This window comes from Bradyrhizobium oligotrophicum, from assembly GCF_051168495.1.
Lineage (GTDB): Bacteria > Pseudomonadota > Alphaproteobacteria > Rhizobiales > Xanthobacteraceae > Bradyrhizobium > Bradyrhizobium oligotrophicum_A.
This window is the reverse complement of record NZ_JBNPVB010000002.1, coordinates 97939-115000: the sequence shown is the minus strand read 5'-3', so window position 1 is coordinate 115000 and position 17062 is coordinate 97939. Positions and strand designations below refer to the sequence as shown.

Here is a 17062-nt window from a genome sequence, read left to right as displayed (position 1 = left end):
AATTCCCGTCCATGTCCATGCCCGCCTTGTTCAAGGGGCGTCTGTCGATCCCCGTGATCGGCTCGCCGCTGTTCATCATCTCCGTGCCGGATCTCGTGATCGCGCAGTGCAAGGCCGGCGTGGTGGGCTCGTTTCCGGCGCTAAACGCGCGGCCGGCCGCGCTGCTCGACGAATGGCTGGCGCGCATCACCGAAGAACTCGCCGCCCATGATCGCGCGCATCCGGAAGCGCCGTCGGCGCCGTTCGCGGTCAATCAGATCGTGCATCGCTCCAACAATCGGCTCGAGCAGGATCTGGCGCTGTGCGAGAAGTACAAGGTGCCGATGATGATCACCTCGCTCGGCGCGCGCGAGGAACTCAACCAGGCGGCGCATCGCTGGGGCGGCATCGTCTTTCACGACGTCATCAATCAGAAGTTTGCCCACAAGGCGATCGAGAAGGGCGCCGACGGCCTGATCCTGGTCGCGGCCGGCGCCGGCGGTCATGCCGGCACGATCTCGCCGTTCGCCTTCGTGGCGGAGACGCGGACCTGGTTCGACGGGCCGGTCGCGCTGTCGGGCGCCATCGGCAACGGCCGTGCCATCCGCGCCGCGCGCATTCTCGGCGCCGACTTCGCCTATGTCGGCTCGGCCTTCATCGCCACCAAGGAGGCGAACGCGGTCGAGGGCTATAAGCAGATGATCACGAGTTCAGGCGCCGACGACATCGTCTACTCGAACCTGTTCACCGGCGTGCACGGCAACTATCTGAAGCCGTCGATCGTCGCCGCCGGTCTCGATCCGGACAACCTGCCGACCTCGGATCCGTCAACGATGAGCTTCGGCACCGATGCTTCCGGCGAGCGCGCCAAGCCGAAGGCGTGGAAGGAGATCTGGGGCTCGGGCCAGGGCATCGGCGCCATCAAGGACGTGCTGCCGGCCGCCGAGTTGATCGCGCGCTTCAAGAAGGAATATGACGAGGCAATCGATCCGCCGTTGTGAGGCGAGGCGGTCCCGGCTCTCCCGACCGAGCGCGAGCCTGCCGCTACGGGGAGCCGCGCTTGCGTCCCGGCTCTCTCCCGATGCGTCACGTTGCAGGCACCACCGCGGCTGCTCGATCGCGCCAAGGGCTTCCGAGCCGCGGCGCGGCTCCCGCCGACGCTCACACGTCGCCAAGACGGCAGAACGGCTCGAAAACAGAACGGCCAAAATCAGAACGCGGCAACCAGGGGCTGCCGCGTTCTCGACGTTGAAGTTCGCCTCGGGGCGGGCGGGCTATTCCAGCTCGATCGCCTGGAACTTGCCGCGCTCGTCCAGCGCCGTACCCCAGATCTTGTGCGAGGCCTGGTGTTCGGCGCGGCCGAAGCCGAGCTTGGCGCCGAGGCCGAGATCGAGGTCGCGCATGTTCTCGAGCGTATCGATCAGCGCCTCGGTATCGAGCTGCGGGCCGACCTTGCGGAGCGCCTGGATCAGGACGTTGGCCGCGATGTAGCCCTCGAACGAGACGTAGGACGGAGCCTCGCCCGGGAAGTACTTCTCCAGCGCATTCTTGTATTCGAGCACGGCGCTGGAATACCCGCCGACCGCCGGCACCACCTGGGTGACGATGACGCCGCTGGCGTAGCGCGGGCCGAGCAGCATCAGCTCGTCGGACAGCTCGGTCGAACCCACGAACGATACGTTGGTGTAGATCATGCTCGGGTGCTGATCGCGGGTCTTCTCGATGAACTTCGCCGCCGCCCGGTAGGTCGCGACCATGACGATCGCCTTGGGCGGATTCTTCATCGCCCGCAGCTGGTTGACGGCCTCGTCGACATCGACCGTGTTGCGCTTGTAGTTGAAGCGCACGATCGAGGTGTCGGCCAGTCCGAGCGAGCGGAACGCCTTCGCCACGCCGGAGAAGCCGGCATCACCGTAGGAGTCCTGCTGCGCAAAGACTGCGATGTCGCGCGGCTGCAGACGGCGCAGTTTCACGAGATAGCGCACCACCGTGTCGGTCTCTTCCGCATAGCTGGCGCGGTAGTTGAACACGTAGCGATCCGGCGGGTCGTTGCGCAGGATGTTGGCGCCGGTGAACGCGCCGTAGAACAGCACCCGGCGCTGCAGCGCATAGGGCATCGCGACGGCGGAGGTCGGTGTGCCGACATTGCCGACGAAGCCGAACACCTTGTCCTTATCGTAGAGCTGTTTCATCGCGTCCAGCGTCCGCGACGGCTCGTAGCCGTCGTCGGCCGAGAACAGGCGCAGCGAGCGGCCGCCGATGCCGCCACTGTCGTTGGCGCGGTTGAAGGCCGCCTCGATGCCCATCTTCATCTGCCGGCCGAGCTCCTTGGCCGCGCCCGAGAACGGTGCGGCAATGCCGAACCGGATCTCGTTGGGGGTGACGCCCTGGACGTTGCTGGCGGCCGGCGGCGGCAGTGTCGCCGTCGGTGCGGTTGCGGCAACCGCGGCGGACGGAGCGATCACCCCGGCGAGGCTGGTGGCGGTCTGGCTCGGCGCCGTCTGCCCGAGCGAACGCTCGAGCTCGGCGAGCTGGCGGCCCGCGGTGTTGCAGTCGGTCTGGGACGCGCCCACGCGATTGCGGCCGTCGGCGACATAGCCGTTGAACACGCGGGTCAGTTCGTCGCGATCCGAGCCGCCGGTGGAGGCTTCCCGGATCACCTCGCGAAACTTGTCGACGATGGCCTGAACGCGGCCTTGGTCGATCGCCTGACAGGCGGACGCTGCTCCCACGATCGGCCCGACCCGGCTCGCGAGATTACGCACCACGTCCGCATTGGTGCCCGCCGCGCTGGCGGGCGTTGCGAGCAATGCCGCAACCAAGAATACGCTAGAACGAAAACTCATTGCCACTATCCCACTATGGACCCCATCCAGGTCTTCCGCCTGGTGATTTGACGCTCTGTGTCTGCGATGGAGAAAACGCGAGACCGCCACCATGCACAGACCAGCCTTCCCTAAGAGCATGACCATTTCGGTAACCCGGCACGGCTTTTTCCGATCATACTTTAGACTTTGCTAATGCGTCGCGTACAACCAGTTCGTCCCCTCGATCTCGGTCTATTCCAATTCGATTGCCTGATACGTGCCGTTTTCGTCGAGCGCGGTGCCCCAGATCCTGTGCGAAGCCTGATGCTCCGCGCGCCCGAATGACAGGGGAGCGCCGAGGCCCAGATCGAGGCTGCGCATCGATTCGAGCGTGTCGACCAGCCGTTCGGTGTCGAGCGGGTTGGTCTGCTTCAGCGCCTGGATCAGGATCGTCGCCGCGATGTAACCCTCCAGAGACGTGTAGTCCGGCGCTTCGCCGGGCGCAAATTTCGTCAACGCATTCTTGTAGTCCAGGACAAGGCTCGAATAGCCGGAAACCGCCGGGACGCCCTGCGTCACGATGACGCCTCGGGTGAAGCGTGGTCCGAGCAGCTTCAATTCTGTCGCGAGCGCCGTCGATCCAACGACGGAGATCGTAGCACAGATCAGGTCGGGCATCGCATCCCGTGTCTTCTCGATGAACTTCGCGGCCGCGCGGCTGGTGGCCACCATGATGACGGCCTTGATCGCGGGCTTGTGGGCCTTGATCTGGTTGACGGCGTCGTCGACATCGATCGTCGCGCGTGGATAGTTGAAGCGCGCCACGGGCTCGCTGATGTTCAAATGCCGAACGGCCTTGGCGACACCTGCGTAGCCGTCGTCGCCCAGGGCGTCCTGCTGCGTGAAGACGGCGATCTGGCGCGGCGGAATCCGCTTCATCTTGACCAGATAACGCACCAGCGCTTCAGCCTCCTCGGCATCGCTCGGCCGGTAGTTGAAGACGTAGCGGTCCGGCGGATCGCGCCGCACCGAGGCCGCGCCGGTATCGGGGGCGAAGAACAGCATCCGCCGCTCCAGCGCATAGGGGATGGCCGCCTGAGCGTTGGCCGTGCCGATATTGCCGATGAAGCCGAACACCTGCTCCTTCTCGTAGAGCTGGGCCATCGCCGCGGCGGTGCGGTTCGGATCGTAGCCGTCGTCGGCCACGACCAGCCGCAGCATGCGCCCGTTGATGCCGCCGCCCTCGTTGGCGCGGGCGAAGGCGGTCTCGATCCCCAGCCTCATCTCGTGACCGACCTCCTTCTGGACGCCGGAGAACGGCAGGACCATGCCGAAACGGATTTCGCGGTCGGTGACGCCGCGCACCTCGGCTGCGGTCACGGCACCGGTCGTCGCCTCGGCCGGAGAGGACGGCCGCGGGCCGGCCGCCGCCGGCTGACTCAGCGAACGCTCGAGCTCGACCAGCTGCTTTTCGGCGTTCGCGCAGCTCGCCTGCGAGGCGCCGATGCGGCTGCGGCCGTCGGCGATGTAGCCGTTGAAAGCGCGTGTCAGCTGATCGCGCTCGCCGTCATTGGTCGACGCCTGGCGAATGACTTCGCGGACCTTGTCGACGATGGTCTGAACGCGCCCCTGCGCGATGTCCTGGCAGGCGGAGGCCTGCCCCACGATCGGGCCCACGCGGCCGGCAAATTCCCGCACGGCATCGGGCGCGGCTGCCAATGCAGGGCCCAAATATGCTCCAAAAAAGCTAACGACTATCAACGCAGACCACTGCACCGTCATCTGGACTATCCGCTTCTCTCGTTAGACTGCTCCTCGTCACTCGTTCATTCGTGCCATTTCGAATTAATGTCGGGTTTCTCTGTCGCGCTTTTATCGTTGGTAGCAGGTGCCGGTTTCTTCCCGGCGGTATTCTAGTCAAGTTCGATCGGCTGATAGCTGCCGCTTGCGTCGAGCGCGGTTCCCCACACCTTGTGCGAGGCCTGGTGCTCTGAGCGGCCGAAGCCGAGCTGGACGCCGAGTCCGAGATCGAGGTTGCGCAGGGTCTCGAGCGTCTCGACCAACTGCTCGGTGTCGAAACGGGGGCCGACGCGCTTCAATCCTTCGATCAGGATGCTCGCCGAAACGTAGCCTTCGAACGACATGTAGTCCGCCGGCTCGCCCGGGAAGTACGTCGCCAGCGCGTTCTTGTAGTCCAGCGCCAGGCTGGAATAGCCCGAGACGCCCGGCACCGTCTGCGTGACGATGACACCCTCGGTATAACGCGGGCCGAGCAGCATCAGCTCGCTGGCGAGCGCGGAGCCGTCGACCGCCGAGATGTTGGCGAAGAGAGCGCCAGGAAAGACGTCGCGCGTCTTCTCGATGAACTTGGCGGCGGCGCGCGTGGTGGCCAGCATGATCACGGCGCGGACCGGCGTCTTCAGCAGCTTGAGCTGGCTGATGGCGTCGTCGACGTCGACGCTGTTGCGCGGATAGTTCACCCGCACGATCGCGTTCTCGTTGGCGCCGAGCGTGCGGAACGCCTTGGACACGCCGGCGAAGCCGGCATCGCCGAAGGTGTCGTTCTGGGCGAACACGACGATCTGCCGCGGCTGCAGCTTGCGGATCTTCACGAGGTAGCGGACCAGCGCGTCGGTCTCCTCGGCGTAGCTCGGCCGGTAGTTGAAGACGTAGCGATCGGGCGGATCGTGGCGCACCACGTTGGCGCCGGTGTAGGGCGCGAAGAACAATGCGCGCCGTTCGAGCGCGTAGGGGATCGCGACGGCTGCGGTGGCCGAGCCGAAATTGCCGATGAAGCCGAACACCTGGTCCTTTTCGTAGAGCTGCTTCATCGCGTCGAGCGTGCGCGCCGGATCATAGCCGTCGTCTGCGGTGACGAGCTTCAGCACGCGGCCGTTGACGCCGCCGGCTTCGTTGACGCGGTTGAAGGCGGCTTCGATCCCGATCTTCAGCTGTCGCCCGCTTTCCTTCACGGGGCCGCCATAGGGGATGACCATGCCGAACTTGATGTGGTTCTGCGTGATGCCGTGGGTCTCGACCGCGGGCGGCAGAATCTGCGCCGGCATCGTGGACGCGACGGCGCTCGTCGGGCCGATCGTCACGCCCGGAAGGTTCGGACGCGTCGGGGCCGGCGCTGCAAGGGATTGCTCGAGATCGGCGAGCTGGCGGTCCGCGGCGCGGCAATCCATCCGGCCTGACGTGACCAGGCTGCGACCTTCCGCCACATGTTGGTCGAGCAGGCGGGTCAATTCGTCACGGTCGGCCACACCCGTGGCGGCTTCGCGGATGACGACCTGGAATTTCTCGATGATGGCCTGGACGCGCGGCCGTGAGATGTCGCGGCAGGCGAGCGCCGAGCCGATGATCGGGCCGACGCGGCCGCCGAGCTGGCGCGCCACGCTCACGGACTCGCCGGGTGCGGCATAGGCCTCGCCGGGCACGGCAAAGGCTCCGCTCGCCACGAGGGTCCCGAGCAGCAGGGCTGCAACACGGGCGTGAGCCAACGGACCGCGTGCTGCCGCTTTCTGCGGTAGGACGTCGATCATGATCGCCTTGTGCGAGATGTTTGAATTCGGCTCGGAAGGAACGCGTTAGCGAACCCGCTCCATCTGACCCGACTTCTGGTTCCACTGCATGAATTGCTGCAGCATGGGCTTTTCGGCGGTCTCGGCTTCGGCCGCCGGTGCCGGGGCATCCGAGGCCAGCAGCGACTTGAACTGCGACAGGGCCGGGGCCTGCGGTTCGGCGCGCTCCGGAAGCGCGCTGGTCTGGTCGGCCTTGGCGTCCTGCACGTCGGCCGCGACCGCCGGCAGCGTCTTCATCGATTGCACGGCGGCGACGAACGACGAACTCGCATCGGGCTGGCGCCACACCGGAACGATGTTGACGAAGAACAATGCGACGACGGCGGCGACACCGGTTGCCGCCGCGAACCGGCCGGCGATCTTGAACACGACCGAGCGGCGGTCGCGCTCGCGCTCGAATTCTGGCGGCTCCCGCATCACCTGCGGGTTCAGAGACTGACGGAGGGATTCGAACACGGCGGTCTCCAAACGAGCATCGAGTGGACCTTGCTGTCCCGAAGCGGGACGCTCGGCCGCCTCTGCTGCTGCCTTGGCGTTGTCACCGACGAGAGATAGACGTGCGGCTTCCGGACGTTCACGCAGCCACCGAGGTGCATAGTGCAGCGGGTCCTGCGGGTTCATCGGATTTTGTTCACTCAACGAACTCATACGCTACTCCTCTGACGCTCGATTCCGGTAAACTGATACGCTTCTGCTGCGGTCGTATGAGAGCTGGTTCAAACGAAGAGCGGGAGCGCCTTGCCACTTCAGTTCACACGGAATCACTTGCAGAATCAGACGTTTCGCGTCGATCACCGATCGCACGCCAGCAGTCCCTTCCTGCAAGGCGCCCTGGCACTTTGACCGTGCCTTCAGCGCCTCTATCGATCCCATGCCCCGCCCCCTGACGAGTGTCAATCGACGGAACCGCCTAAAGCCGTCGGTTCCAAATTATATGTACGTTAAAGTTATCATCATGATGTGATTAAAATGAGGCGCGACGGGGCTTGACGCAGATGTTCGGGATTTGCGTCTCATTCGTGCCGGATTTGCGCCTTGATTCGATCATCATCGAACTGTGTCGGGCGGGCCGCTGTCGATTTTCGAGCGACTTAGCGTCGATTTAACCCTCCGTTAACCATCTGGCGCCGACAGTTAACCATTCGCTAAGAAGGGTTGTCGGATGGTCATGAGTGCCAGCGCTGAAACGGTGCGTCCTGTTATTCGTCTGCGCGGGCGCTCCTACGTCGCCTTCGTGTTCTCGCCGGTCGTGCCGATCGCCGACTGGCTCAACGAGCTCGATGCCACGCTCAAGGGCTCGCCCGGCTTCTTCGTCGGCAAGCCGATCGTGCTCGATCTGTCGGCGGTGGATCTCAGCCCGCTCGCCATCACCCATCTCGTCAAGAGCATCGAGGCACGCCACATCCGCGTGCTCGGCCTCGAAGGCGTCGAGCAGGGGCGGCTGTCGCCCGGCATGCCGCCGTTGTTGTCGGGCGGCCGTCACTGCGCCGTGCAGGAGATCGAGCCGGAGAAGCCGCAATTGCAGCAGCCGACCTCGCTGCTGCTCGACCAGCCGGTGCGCTCGGGCCAATCGATCGTGTTTCCCGACGGCGACGTCACCGTGCTCGGAGCGGTGTCGTCGGGCGCCGAGATCGTCGCCGGCGGCTCGATCCACGTCTATGGCGCGCTGCGCGGTCGCGCCATGGCCGGCATCAACGGCAATTCGGCGGCGCGCATCTATTGCCAGAAGATCGAGGCCGAGCTGGTCGCGATCGACGGCTACTACCAGACCGCGGAGCAGATCGACGCCGCATTGCGCGGCCGGGCCGCGCAGGCGCGGCTCGACGGTCATTCCATGAAAATCGTAGCTTTGAACTGAGTACCGGGAGGATTCGTAAGATGGCGAAGGTTCTTGTTGTGACGTCGGGCAAGGGTGGGGTCGGGAAGACCACCACGACGGCGGCGATGGGCGCGGCGCTGGCGCAGGCCGGCGAGAAGGTCGTGGTCGTCGATTTCGACGTCGGCCTGCGCAATCTCGATCTCGTCCTGGGCGCCGAGCGGCGCGTCGTGTTCGATCTCATCAACGTCGTGCACGGCGTCGCCAAGCTGCCGCAGGCCCTGATCCGCGACAAGCGGCTGGAGAACCTGTGGCTGCTGCCGGCCTCGCAGACCAAGGACAAGGACGCGCTGACCGAGGATGGCGTCGGCCGCGTCATCCACGAACTCCGCAAGACGTTCGATTGGGTGATCTGCGACAGCCCCGCCGGCATCGAGCGCGGCGCCATGCTCGCGATGCGCTATGCCGACGAGGCGATCATCGTCACCAACCCGGAAGTGTCGTCGGTGCGCGATTCCGACCGCATCATCGGCATGCTCGATTCCAAGACGGTGCGCGCCGAGAACGGCGAGCGCGTCGAGAAGCACATCCTCATCACCCGCTACGATGCCGGCCGCGCCGCGCGCGGCGAGATGCTGTCGATCGACGACGTGCTGGAGATCCTGGCGACGCCGCTGCTCGGCATCGTGCCGGAGAGCCAGGACGTGCTGCGCGCCTCCAATGTCGGCTGCCCCGTCACCTTGAACAGCCCGGCGAGCGCGCCGGCGCGCGCCTATCACGATGCGATGCGCCGCCTGCTCGGTGAGGAGATCGAGATGCAGATCCCGACCGAGCGCAAGGGCCTGATGAACCGGCTGCTGGGACGGAGGGCTGCATGAGCGTGCTGCGGCTCTTCAAGGGGCGAACAGCCTCGGCGCCCGTCGCGCGGGAGCGGCTGCAGATCCTGCTCGCGCACGAGCGGAGCCTGCGCGGCCAGCCCGATCTGCTGTTGCAACTGCGCGAGGAAATCCTCGCGGTGGTTTCGCGCCATGTGGTACTCGATCCGGACAAGGTCATCGTCCGCATGGACCGGGGGAAGCATGTCTCGACGCTCGAGGTGGACATCGAACTGCCCAACGGCGCCGATCGCGCCTTTGCCAGCGCCGGCTGACGCGTGGCGAGGCGCGCGCTGATGCGGCCGATCTTCCACGTCGCGGACGGTCAGGTCGCGGTCAGTGCGGATGCCGCGGGTCCCTGGGACCCGACGATGCAGCATGGCTCCGCGCCGTCGGCGCTGGCCGTATGGGCGGCCGAACGCATCGCCACCAAGTCGCCGATGCGCATCGCCCGCGTCACCATCGATCTGATGCGGCCGGTGCCGCTCGCTGCGCTCACCGTCGAGACCGAGGTGCTGCGCGAGGGCCGCAAGATCCAGCTTTGCGCCGTGCGCCTGCGCGCCTCCGATACGGTCGTGGTGACGGCGACCGTGCTCAAGATCAGGCAGGACGCGGTGCCGCTGCCGGATGATATCCGCGGGCTGCCGGTCGATCTCGTCGGGCCTGACGACGCCGAGCCGGAGCCGGCCGATTTCTCCACCAGCCCGTTCGTGCGCGGCATGACCCTGCGCGCCGCGCGCGGCCGCTTCGGCGTCAAGGGGCCGGGCGCGATCTGGTACCGCGTCGACTGGCCGCTGGTCGAGGGGCACGCCGTGTCGCAGGCGATGCGCGCGGTGGTCGCCAGCGACTTCTGCAACGGCACCTCCGCCGCGCTCGACTTTCACAGCTACACCTTCCTCAATGCCGACCTCACCGTGAACATGGCGCGCGAGCCGGTCGGCGACTGGATCCTGCTCGACGCCGAAAGCTGGATCGGCCCCGATGGCGCCGGCCTCGCAATGGCGCGGCTCGGTGACGTCAGGGGCTATTTCGGGCGCGTGGTGCAGAGTCTTGTGATCGAGAAGCGATCGTCGTGATATGGCATCAATCTTCGGTCGCTTGGATTCGACCTCTCACCGCGACGGCAGTGCGCTCCCTTCCCCCTTGCGGAAAGGGGAGCTCACCGCATCGCGGTGAGTGCATCGATCCCAGCCCCCAGCTTCGCATGTTCGCCTCTTGCGTCGCCTCCGCGTACTCAGGAGACCAGTTCAGGACGGCGGTCGCGGGCACTTCCTCGGCGACGCATTGCGCTGGATCAGCGCGGCGGACCCGCGCCGCCGTGTAGTCTCGGTCGCGTTGCTGAGACTGTGCCGAGGCCCGCCATGAAGATCGCCATCCCCACCAAGGACTGGACCGCCGTCAGCGGTCACGCCGGGCAGGCGCGATGCTGGCTCGTCTATGATCTCGCGGGTCAGGGCCAGGACGCCCCGCTGCCGCAGCCGACGCGGATCGAGCTCGCGAAGGAGCAGGTGCTGCATCATTTCAACGACGACGGGCCGCATCCGCTCGACGGCGTCGCGATCGTGCTGGCCGGCAGCGCCGGCGACGGCTTCATCCGCCACATGAAGGCGCGCGGCGCCGACGTGGTGCTCACCGGCGAGACCGATGCCGCGACCGCGCTCGCACGCCTCGTCGCCGGCGAGCCGCTGCCCGAACAGCGTTTCGATATCACCACCTCGCTCTGCAAATTGCGCGATCTGTTCTCGCGGCATTGAGACCTGTTGCACAGGTGCAGCAGCGCTATCGGGCTCGCACGGGTTGCCACGATCGTGTATCGGTGTTGCTCGTGGGAGGACCAAGGCCATGGCGAAGGCACCGCTCGCCTCGAAGCCGACGGAGGCAAAGGAATCCGCGTCGGACCTGATCGATGCCCGGATCAAGGAACTCGGCGACGGGCGCGGCGCAACGCTCGCCCGTATCCGCGATCTGATCAAGCAGGCTGATCCGGAGGTGGTCGAGGAATGGAAGTGGCGCGGCGTGCCGGTGTGGTCGCATGCCGGCATCATCTGCACCGGCGAGAGCTACAAGGCCGCGGTGAAACTGACCTTCGCCAAGGGCGCCTCGCTGCCCGACCCGGCCGGCCTGTTCAACGCCAGCCTCGACGGCAACACCCGCCGCGCCATCGATCTCCACCAAGGCGACGAGATCGACGCGGCCGCGTTCAAATCACTGATCCGCGCCGCGGTGGCCCTCAACATGGCGAAGGGAAAACGGTAGGCCCCGACGCGAGCAGGCTGCTCACGGTTGATGTGCCGCGCCGGTTTTGGGACCGTCCCCTCTCCATGAGCATGCGGCTCTCATGGTCAATCTGCAGCGCCGCCCTGGGCGCCAAACCCTCATGGTGAGGAGCGCCGCGCCGATCGGGCCGGTGTTTGGTACGATCGCCGTCTGCGGTGCGTCTCGAACCATGAGGCCGGGACGTCGTCGGATCGTAGTTGTCGCCGCAGGGCTTTGCGGGAAGGCCGACAGGATGTCGGTCGCGCACGAGCCGGCGCGACGTCTCTTCTCGACCGGCCGGAACATCGCCGCGTGCGGGACGTTGCCGCCCCATCATGAGGAGCATGGCCATGCGCAATTCGACGGCTTTTTTCACGGGGGCTGGAACGGTTGCCATCGCCGTCGCGGCGGGGCTGGGCGGCGGACTACTGATCGGCGAGAGCATGAATCCGAGGACCGCCTCGCTGGACCCTACCCGGATCGAACGTCCCGCGCCATCGCCGAGCCCGACCGGCACATCCTATCTGGCTGCGACGCAGGCGGCTGCATCGGCACCGATCAAGGTGACCCCCGCGGCTGCGGCAGACACGGCCACGAAAGCTCAGCCGTCCGCCAATGCCTCGCCGCAGCCCGGGGTTGCGCCGGCGACGACGGAGACGGCAGCCGCATCCTCGTCTGACGCTCTGGCCGGTGCGCCGGACAACGCGCCGACGAAAGCGCAGGATACGGCGCAGGAGAAGGCCCAGGACGCCGACGTCAAATCGCGTGACGCCGAGCGCAAGCGTGTCGCGGAACAGCGGCGCGCCGAGCGGCATCGCCAGGTCGCCGAGCGCCGACGGCAGCGACGCGAGCAGGATCTGCGCGACGTCGAGCGGGCGGTGCGAGACGATTCGTCGCCGCGCGCCTATGCGGCGCAGCCTGTCGACATGGACGGTCCGCGCTTCCGTTTCTTCGGCGACAACTGATCGCCGCGCGGGCATTGCCGAGCAGGCGAGCATCGCTCGTGGTTGACGTTTTGATGCCGAGCCAATCGAGGGCGGGCAAGTTTTCGGGTGGCAGGAGAATCTCGATGCTCCGGGGAATACCGGGCTGACGAACGAACCCGTGGCATTGGAGGGGGACGACGCGAGATGGCGCTGCATGTCGGTTTCGGCGGGTGAGCGCCCGAACATGTGCGCGCGGGAGTCGATGAAGTCAGGTGGTGCCCTGCTTCTCGGTGGAATGCACGCCTGATTATTGACTCATCGCTGGATTCGTCCCGGCCTCCGACAAAGAGGCAAAGCATGTATGTACGTCGGGTCGAACTGAGCCACGCCGAGCGGGACGAACTGATGGCGCTGCTCGGGGACGGCAAGCATGCCACCCGCAAGCTCGAGCGGACGCAGATTTTACTTGCGGCTGGTGCCGGCAGCCGCGACGAAGAGATTGCCCGGACCGTGAGCGTCAGCCTCTCCACCGTCGGTAGGACCACGCGCCGCTTCGCGATCGCGTCCTTTGGGATTCAGTGCCACGCTTCCGGATACGTCGCCTGCGAGCGTGAGGGTTCTATATAACCTTCTCTGTCCCGCTCTTGGTTGTTTGCGATCGCCTCTCCAGATCTCTGATTTTTGATTGCCTGACGCTGCACAGAATTTCGCACCCAAAGCACCGACGGTTTCATGCAGCGTCACCATGACGAGCCGCATTGCGGGCAGCTTCGTTCGTCGAATACCGCTGTCATCTAATAATATGACTAGCGGGGCTCAAAAAATAACTACACCAGCGGGCGCATCGTCCCCGGTCCCTCACCTGCTATTCGCGCCTGGGTGTTGGAATACGCCGGTACCCGATGCGCTGATCCGGGTTCGAACTACACGTCGTGCGAAGGCTGCATTTTTGCCAAAGTGTTGATCTTCAATCGACGCATCGCGGCCCGATACGCGGTGCTGAAAAGTTGGCCGTGCTGGCGATCATGCGGAAACTTGATCTCGGCCTCGGTCGATTGCGATCGATTGCGCGACCAAAAACAAAGGAGGAAAACACGCCGGGACCAGCTAACGAAGCACTCCCCCTGACTCATTCGAACGGATTCAAGATCACGCGCCACAGCTCACCGACAAGGACCGGATCGTGCCAATGACGTTTCGCTGGACTGCACTGCTGATCGGGACTTGTGTTGCGACGTCTGCAACTGCCGCTGCTCCTCGACACATCGAAACTGTTGGCGCTCTTGCCACGCGTGTCGGGCTGATCGTTGGTTCGGCGCTGGCCTGTAGCGAGGTCTCCCGCCCACGGGTCCAGCTCATCGTCGAGAAATTCCAGGCCGTCATTAAGGAGGTTTCGGACACAGAAGCCGATCGCAGCGAGTTGACACGCTTGTTCGACCGCTATCTCGCCGACGGACGCAGAGCCACGAGCATCGGGCTCGTGGAATGCCGCTCCGCAGTTCGTCAATTCGCCGACCTTGAGCAGTCGGTCAAGGACCCGCCACCCCAGATTACCTACGCGCTGCCTCAGGTGGCTTTCGCTCCGCCGGATGACATTACCACGATTGCTCCCTTGCCGATGTTGCCGCAGCAGTTGAACGTCCCTGGCGTGACCCGCGACGAGATCAAGTTCGGCACGGTCATACCGTTCTCGGGCCCGGTGAAAGATACCGGTCGACAGCTCAAGCTGGGCATCGATGTGGCTTTCAACAGCGTCAACGACCGCGGCGGCGTCAACGGCCGCAAGTTGAAACTGATCGCCGCCGATGACGCCTATGAGCCGACCCGCACCCTCGCCGCCATGAAGCAGCTCTATGACAACGAAAAGGTTTTCGGCTACATCGGCAATTTCGGAGCCGCCACGGCCGAAGTCGCGGTCCCCTTTGCGCTGGAGCGGCGGGTTCTGTTTTTCGCCGCCTTTACCGGCGCCAATGTTTTGCGCCGCGATCCGCCGGACCGCTACGTCTTCAATTACCGGCCAAGCTTTGCAGAAGAAACCAGCGCGATCGTGCAGCATCTGGTGAAACGGCGGCAGCTGCAGCCGCGACAGATCGTGGTGTTCGCGCAGAACGATTCCCTCGGCGATACCGCCGCCGCAGGCGTGGCCAAGGCGCTCCGCGCGCTCGGCGCGAACGGGACTGCCGTGACGCGGCTTAGCTACAAGCGCAACACGGTCGATGTCGACGAGGCGGTCAATCAGCTGCGAGCGTCGAAAATCCCGGTCAAGGCCGTGGTGATGGCGGCGACCGCCCGGGCAGCGGCGAAGTTCATCGAGAAGACCCGCGACCTCTATCCCGGCATCATCTACAGCAACGTGTCGTTCGTCGGCTCGACGGAACTCGCCAACGAACTGATGCTGCTCGGCCCGCGCTACACTGAAAATGTCATCGTTACGCAGGTCGTTCCGGGGGTATCGGGTTACTCGACCCTGGTCCTCGAATACAAGAAGGCGCTGGGCAAGTACTTTCCCGGCGAGACCCCGAGCTACACCTCGCTTGAAGGATACGTTGCTGCGAACATCCTGATCGAGGGCCTGAAGAACGCCGGGCCGATGATCGATACCGAGAGGCTGGTCGACGCGCTTGAAAAGCTGCGCAACTTCAATCTCGGCCTCGGCGTCAATCTTGCTTTCGGGGACACCGAGCACCAGGCTTCGCACAAGATCTGGGGCACCGCGCTCGACAAGACCGGCAACTACCAACCACTCGAACTCGACTGAGGCCCGCGTCTCGACAGCGGCGTCGGGGGGAAACAGTCGGCGAGGAACCGCCCGATCGATTGCCGGTCAAGCGCTTCATCGGAACCCCATTGCGAAGGCATGACGGCCAGATGCGCTGGCGACGACGGCGAAATAGACCCGAGACCCCATCAAATGGATGTTCACAACCGACGAGGCACGCGCCAAACTCGGCCGCGCCTATCCAACCTCCGCCAAAGAGTCAAAATCACCAGAGATGAAACCACGAGTTCAGTGAACGCCCGCGCTGTGCTTAAGGCCGCATTAACCATCCCGTTCCACAATCAGCCGAGTTGAACTTGGCGGAATTGCGCAATGGGAATCGCGGTTGGGCAGGTCAAGGAGCGTGCGACGCTCGAGGAGATGCGCATCCGGGTCGGGCATGCGCTGCAGCGGCATCCGCTGTGCCGCAACGTCCAGTTCGACATCATGAGTGTTCCACGCACCGCCCGCGGTGGGAACTGGACCATCAGCCTTCGTTCCGTCGAACCCGCCGCCTTGTGGGAAGCCTCCGACATCATTGCCGACATCCAGGCCGCCTACGATCTGCAGATGCCAGCCGAGCTGTCTTCCGCGGCATGAAAAAAATATCCCGCCATGGTCCCAGGGCGGAATGGTGGTCGGCGTGTTTCTGTGGCATCGTATAGCCTTAATTAACTCCCACTTTTCGGCCAAGTGCGGTGTTTCCGCCGGGATACGGAGATTTGCGTGACGAAGTCGATCGCTTTTGTCGCTTTGCTGGGGGTATTGATCGCAAGCGCGGCCATGACGAGCGTCCTGATGCGTGACAGCGTACCGTCAGCGGGTGCGATGATGCCGCCGGTGGTGGTAAAGAGCCCGATCTCCAACCGCGAAGCCAAGGGTGACCGCCTTGCTATGGTCACGTTTGCGGCACCCGAGGAGAAGCAGCAGCCGAGCGCTCCGGCGAGCACGACGCTGCGCCAGGCCTATGCCTATGCTCCGACCGAGTCCGAGATGCCGAAGGCGCCGGCCGCCGCGGCTGTCGCCGTCGAGCCGGTGGTGCCGAAGTCGAAGATCCTGGCCAGGAGCGAGCCGGCACCGGCGCCGCTGAAGCCCGAAGTGCAGAAGGCCTATTCGCTGCTGTCGGATACCCAGATCGCCAGCATCAAGGAGCGGCTGCGGCTGTCGTCGAGCCAGGAATATTACTGGCCGGCGGTCGAGACCGCGCTGCGCGCCGTCGCCCGCAAGATTCACGTCGCCCGCCAGGGCGCCGCCAAGCCGGGCGCCGTGCCGATCGATCCGGATTCCGACGAGGTGCAGCAGCTCAAATCGGCGGCCATGCCGCTGCTGTGGCAGCTGCGCGACGACCAGAAGGATGAAGTGCGCCGGCTCGCCCGTACCATCGGCCTCGACAAGGTCGCCGCCGCGATCTGATGATCGAGGCGGGCGCCTGACAAATAGAAAAAGGCCGCGCATGCGCGGCCTTTTTGATTCTGGGTCTCTGTCTTGTTCGGGTCTGCGCTCTCACCGGGCCGGCGGAGCCGCCTCGGGATGCCCGCCGCTCTCGGCACCGGCGCCATTGGCTGATCCCGTCGGCGCGACGCGGGTGTCGGGGGCGGGCCGCATCGGCTGGGTCATGGTCGGGGATTGCGGCGGCGTGATCGCCGCACCGGCACCGACCGTGGTGCCGCGATCGGTGTTGGTGGGGGCGGTCGGCACCGGCGTCGGCTTGTCACCACCGGCAAAACGCGTCGCACCGCCGCTCTGATAGCCGGCGACCAGCAGGCCGCAAACGAGCAAAGCGAGCACGAACACGCCGCCGAGTTCGGGCAGGGCGCCCGACGGCGCGATGCCGCGGCCGCGGCCATCACCTTCGAGCGCGACCGCCGCGATGTCGCGGTTGCGCTGCGAACGCAGGAACGCCAGGAACGCCCCGGCCGCGATCAGGATGGTGGCCGCCAGCGTGAAGAACATCAGCCAGCTGATCGGTTGGTCGCTTTGCATGTCGAACGTCCTTTGTGTGTGAGCGGTGTGCGACGTCAAATCGCGTCAAGCCCGCATGACAATCTCTGTTCGTAGCAA

At 65.3% G+C, this 17062-nt stretch carries 17 protein-coding genes; 12 read left to right on the top strand and 5 right to left on the bottom strand.

Going from position 1 to position 17062, the window contains the following annotated elements:
- The first annotated feature begins 11 nt into the window (after positions 1–11).
- Positions 12–980, top strand: a complete 969-nt coding sequence (locus tag ACQR1B_RS04090) for an NAD(P)H-dependent flavin oxidoreductase (RefSeq protein ID WP_434834126.1) — start codon at positions 12–14, stop codon at positions 978–980.
- Between the two features lie 273 nt (positions 981–1253).
- On the opposite strand, the gene ACQR1B_RS04085 is transcribed toward ACQR1B_RS04090, so the two are convergent.
- The 4 genes from ACQR1B_RS04085 to ACQR1B_RS04070 form a co-directional block, all read right to left on the bottom strand.
- A complete protein-coding gene (locus tag ACQR1B_RS04085; RefSeq protein WP_434834127.1) occupies positions 1254–2825 on the bottom strand; it encodes an ABC transporter substrate-binding protein in 1572 nt (523 codons plus the stop codon).
- Between the two features lie 213 nt (positions 2826–3038).
- Positions 3039–4568 carry an ABC transporter substrate-binding protein gene (locus tag ACQR1B_RS04080; protein WP_434834128.1) on the bottom strand — a complete coding sequence of 510 codons (1530 nt, stop codon included), beginning with the start codon at positions 4566–4568 and terminating at the stop codon, positions 3039–3041.
- A 131-nt stretch (positions 4569–4699) separates the two neighbouring features.
- Positions 4700–6331, bottom strand: coding sequence for an ABC transporter substrate-binding protein (locus ACQR1B_RS04075; protein ID WP_434834129.1), 1632 nt, complete (start codon positions 6329–6331; stop codon positions 4700–4702).
- 45 nt (positions 6332–6376) lie between these two features.
- On the bottom strand, positions 6377–6826 hold the full coding sequence (locus ACQR1B_RS04070; protein WP_434834130.1) for a hypothetical protein: 450 nt from the start codon (positions 6824–6826) through the stop codon (positions 6377–6379).
- Positions 6827–7538: 712 nt separating this feature from the next.
- Here ACQR1B_RS04070 and minC point away from each other — a divergent pair.
- The 11 genes from minC to ACQR1B_RS04015 all read left to right on the top strand — a co-directional run bounded on the left by minC (position 7539) and on the right by ACQR1B_RS04015 (position 16414).
- Entirely contained in the window at positions 7539–8228 is a 690-nt protein-coding gene (gene minC, locus ACQR1B_RS04065) for a septum site-determining protein MinC (protein WP_434834131.1), read from the top strand.
- Between the two features lie 20 nt (positions 8229–8248).
- Positions 8249–9064 (top strand): septum site-determining protein MinD, encoded by an 816-nt coding sequence (gene minD / locus ACQR1B_RS04060; RefSeq protein WP_434834132.1) that lies wholly within the window; start codon positions 8249–8251, stop codon positions 9062–9064.
- The gene (minE, locus tag ACQR1B_RS04055; RefSeq protein WP_434834133.1) at positions 9061–9336 is read left to right on the top strand and encodes a cell division topological specificity factor MinE; all 276 of its coding nucleotides are present in this window, start codon (positions 9061–9063) and stop codon (positions 9334–9336) included. Before minD ends, minE begins: the two co-directional genes overlap by 4 nt.
- Positions 9337–9357: 21 nt before the next feature.
- The gene (locus ACQR1B_RS04050) at positions 9358–10137 is read left to right on the top strand and encodes a thioesterase family protein (RefSeq protein ID WP_434834134.1); all 780 of its coding nucleotides are present in this window, start codon (positions 9358–9360) and stop codon (positions 10135–10137) included.
- A 285-nt stretch (positions 10138–10422) separates the two neighbouring features.
- On the top strand, positions 10423–10815 hold the full coding sequence (locus ACQR1B_RS04045) for a NifB/NifX family molybdenum-iron cluster-binding protein (protein WP_434834135.1): 393 nt from the start codon (positions 10423–10425) through the stop codon (positions 10813–10815).
- Positions 10816–10903: 88 nt separating this feature from the next.
- The gene (locus ACQR1B_RS04040) at positions 10904–11317 is read left to right on the top strand and encodes a DUF1801 domain-containing protein (RefSeq protein WP_434834136.1); all 414 of its coding nucleotides are present in this window, start codon (positions 10904–10906) and stop codon (positions 11315–11317) included.
- Positions 11318–11667: 350 nt separating this feature from the next.
- Positions 11668–12282, top strand: coding sequence for a hypothetical protein (locus ACQR1B_RS04035; RefSeq protein ID WP_434834137.1), 615 nt, complete (start codon positions 11668–11670; stop codon positions 12280–12282).
- A gap of 318 nt (positions 12283–12600) precedes the next feature.
- On the top strand, positions 12601–12870 hold the full coding sequence (locus ACQR1B_RS04030; protein WP_434834138.1) for a hypothetical protein: 270 nt from the start codon (positions 12601–12603) through the stop codon (positions 12868–12870).
- Positions 12871–13432: 562 nt separating this feature from the next.
- Positions 13433–15001 (top strand): ABC transporter substrate-binding protein, encoded by a 1569-nt coding sequence (locus ACQR1B_RS04025; protein WP_434834139.1) that lies wholly within the window; start codon positions 13433–13435, stop codon positions 14999–15001.
- Positions 15002–15334: 333 nt separating this feature from the next.
- On the top strand, positions 15335–15601 hold the full coding sequence (locus ACQR1B_RS04020) for a hypothetical protein (protein ID WP_434834140.1): 267 nt from the start codon (positions 15335–15337) through the stop codon (positions 15599–15601).
- 183 nt (positions 15602–15784) lie between these two features.
- The gene (locus ACQR1B_RS04015; RefSeq protein ID WP_434834141.1) at positions 15785–16414 is read left to right on the top strand and encodes a hypothetical protein; all 630 of its coding nucleotides are present in this window, start codon (positions 15785–15787) and stop codon (positions 16412–16414) included.
- A 90-nt stretch (positions 16415–16504) separates the two neighbouring features.
- Here ACQR1B_RS04015 and ACQR1B_RS04010 read toward each other — a convergent pair whose 3' ends face one another.
- Positions 16505–16984 (bottom strand): hypothetical protein, encoded by a 480-nt coding sequence (locus ACQR1B_RS04010; protein WP_434834142.1) that lies wholly within the window; start codon positions 16982–16984, stop codon positions 16505–16507.
- Positions 16985–17062: the final 78 nt, after the last annotated feature.

Excerpts from the sequence above, each read along its gene's own strand:
- ACQR1B_RS04075 (WP_434834129.1), bottom strand. The coding sequence starts at position 6,331 with ATGATCGACGTCCTACCGCAGAAAGCGGCAGCACGCGGTCCGTTGGCT.
- ACQR1B_RS04020 (WP_434834140.1), top strand. The coding sequence starts at position 15,335 with ATGGGAATCGCGGTTGGGCAGGTCAAGGAGCGTGCGACGCTCGAGGAG.
- ACQR1B_RS04040 (WP_434834136.1), top strand. The coding sequence starts at position 10,904 with ATGGCGAAGGCACCGCTCGCCTCGAAGCCGACGGAGGCAAAGGAATCC.
- minE (WP_434834133.1), top strand. The coding sequence starts at position 9,061 with ATGAGCGTGCTGCGGCTCTTCAAGGGGCGAACAGCCTCGGCGCCCGTC.
- minD (WP_434834132.1), top strand. The coding sequence starts at position 8,249 with ATGGCGAAGGTTCTTGTTGTGACGTCGGGCAAGGGTGGGGTCGGGAAG.
- ACQR1B_RS04080 (WP_434834128.1), bottom strand. The coding sequence starts at position 4,568 with ATGACGGTGCAGTGGTCTGCGTTGATAGTCGTTAGCTTTTTTGGAGCA.
- ACQR1B_RS04015 (WP_434834141.1), top strand. The coding sequence starts at position 15,785 with ATGACGAGCGTCCTGATGCGTGACAGCGTACCGTCAGCGGGTGCGATG.
- ACQR1B_RS04085 (WP_434834127.1), bottom strand. The coding sequence starts at position 2,825 with ATGAGTTTTCGTTCTAGCGTATTCTTGGTTGCGGCATTGCTCGCAACG.
- ACQR1B_RS04025 (WP_434834139.1), top strand. The coding sequence starts at position 13,433 with ATGACGTTTCGCTGGACTGCACTGCTGATCGGGACTTGTGTTGCGACG.
- ACQR1B_RS04010 (WP_434834142.1), bottom strand. The coding sequence starts at position 16,984 with ATGCAAAGCGACCAACCGATCAGCTGGCTGATGTTCTTCACGCTGGCG.
- ACQR1B_RS04030 (WP_434834138.1), top strand. The coding sequence starts at position 12,601 with ATGTATGTACGTCGGGTCGAACTGAGCCACGCCGAGCGGGACGAACTG.
- ACQR1B_RS04050 (WP_434834134.1), top strand. The coding sequence starts at position 9,358 with ATGCGGCCGATCTTCCACGTCGCGGACGGTCAGGTCGCGGTCAGTGCG.
- ACQR1B_RS04035 (WP_434834137.1), top strand. The coding sequence starts at position 11,668 with ATGCGCAATTCGACGGCTTTTTTCACGGGGGCTGGAACGGTTGCCATC.
- ACQR1B_RS04045 (WP_434834135.1), top strand. The coding sequence starts at position 10,423 with ATGAAGATCGCCATCCCCACCAAGGACTGGACCGCCGTCAGCGGTCAC.
- minC (WP_434834131.1), top strand. The coding sequence starts at position 7,539 with ATGAGTGCCAGCGCTGAAACGGTGCGTCCTGTTATTCGTCTGCGCGGG.
- ACQR1B_RS04090 (WP_434834126.1), top strand. The coding sequence starts at position 12 with ATGTCCATGCCCGCCTTGTTCAAGGGGCGTCTGTCGATCCCCGTGATC.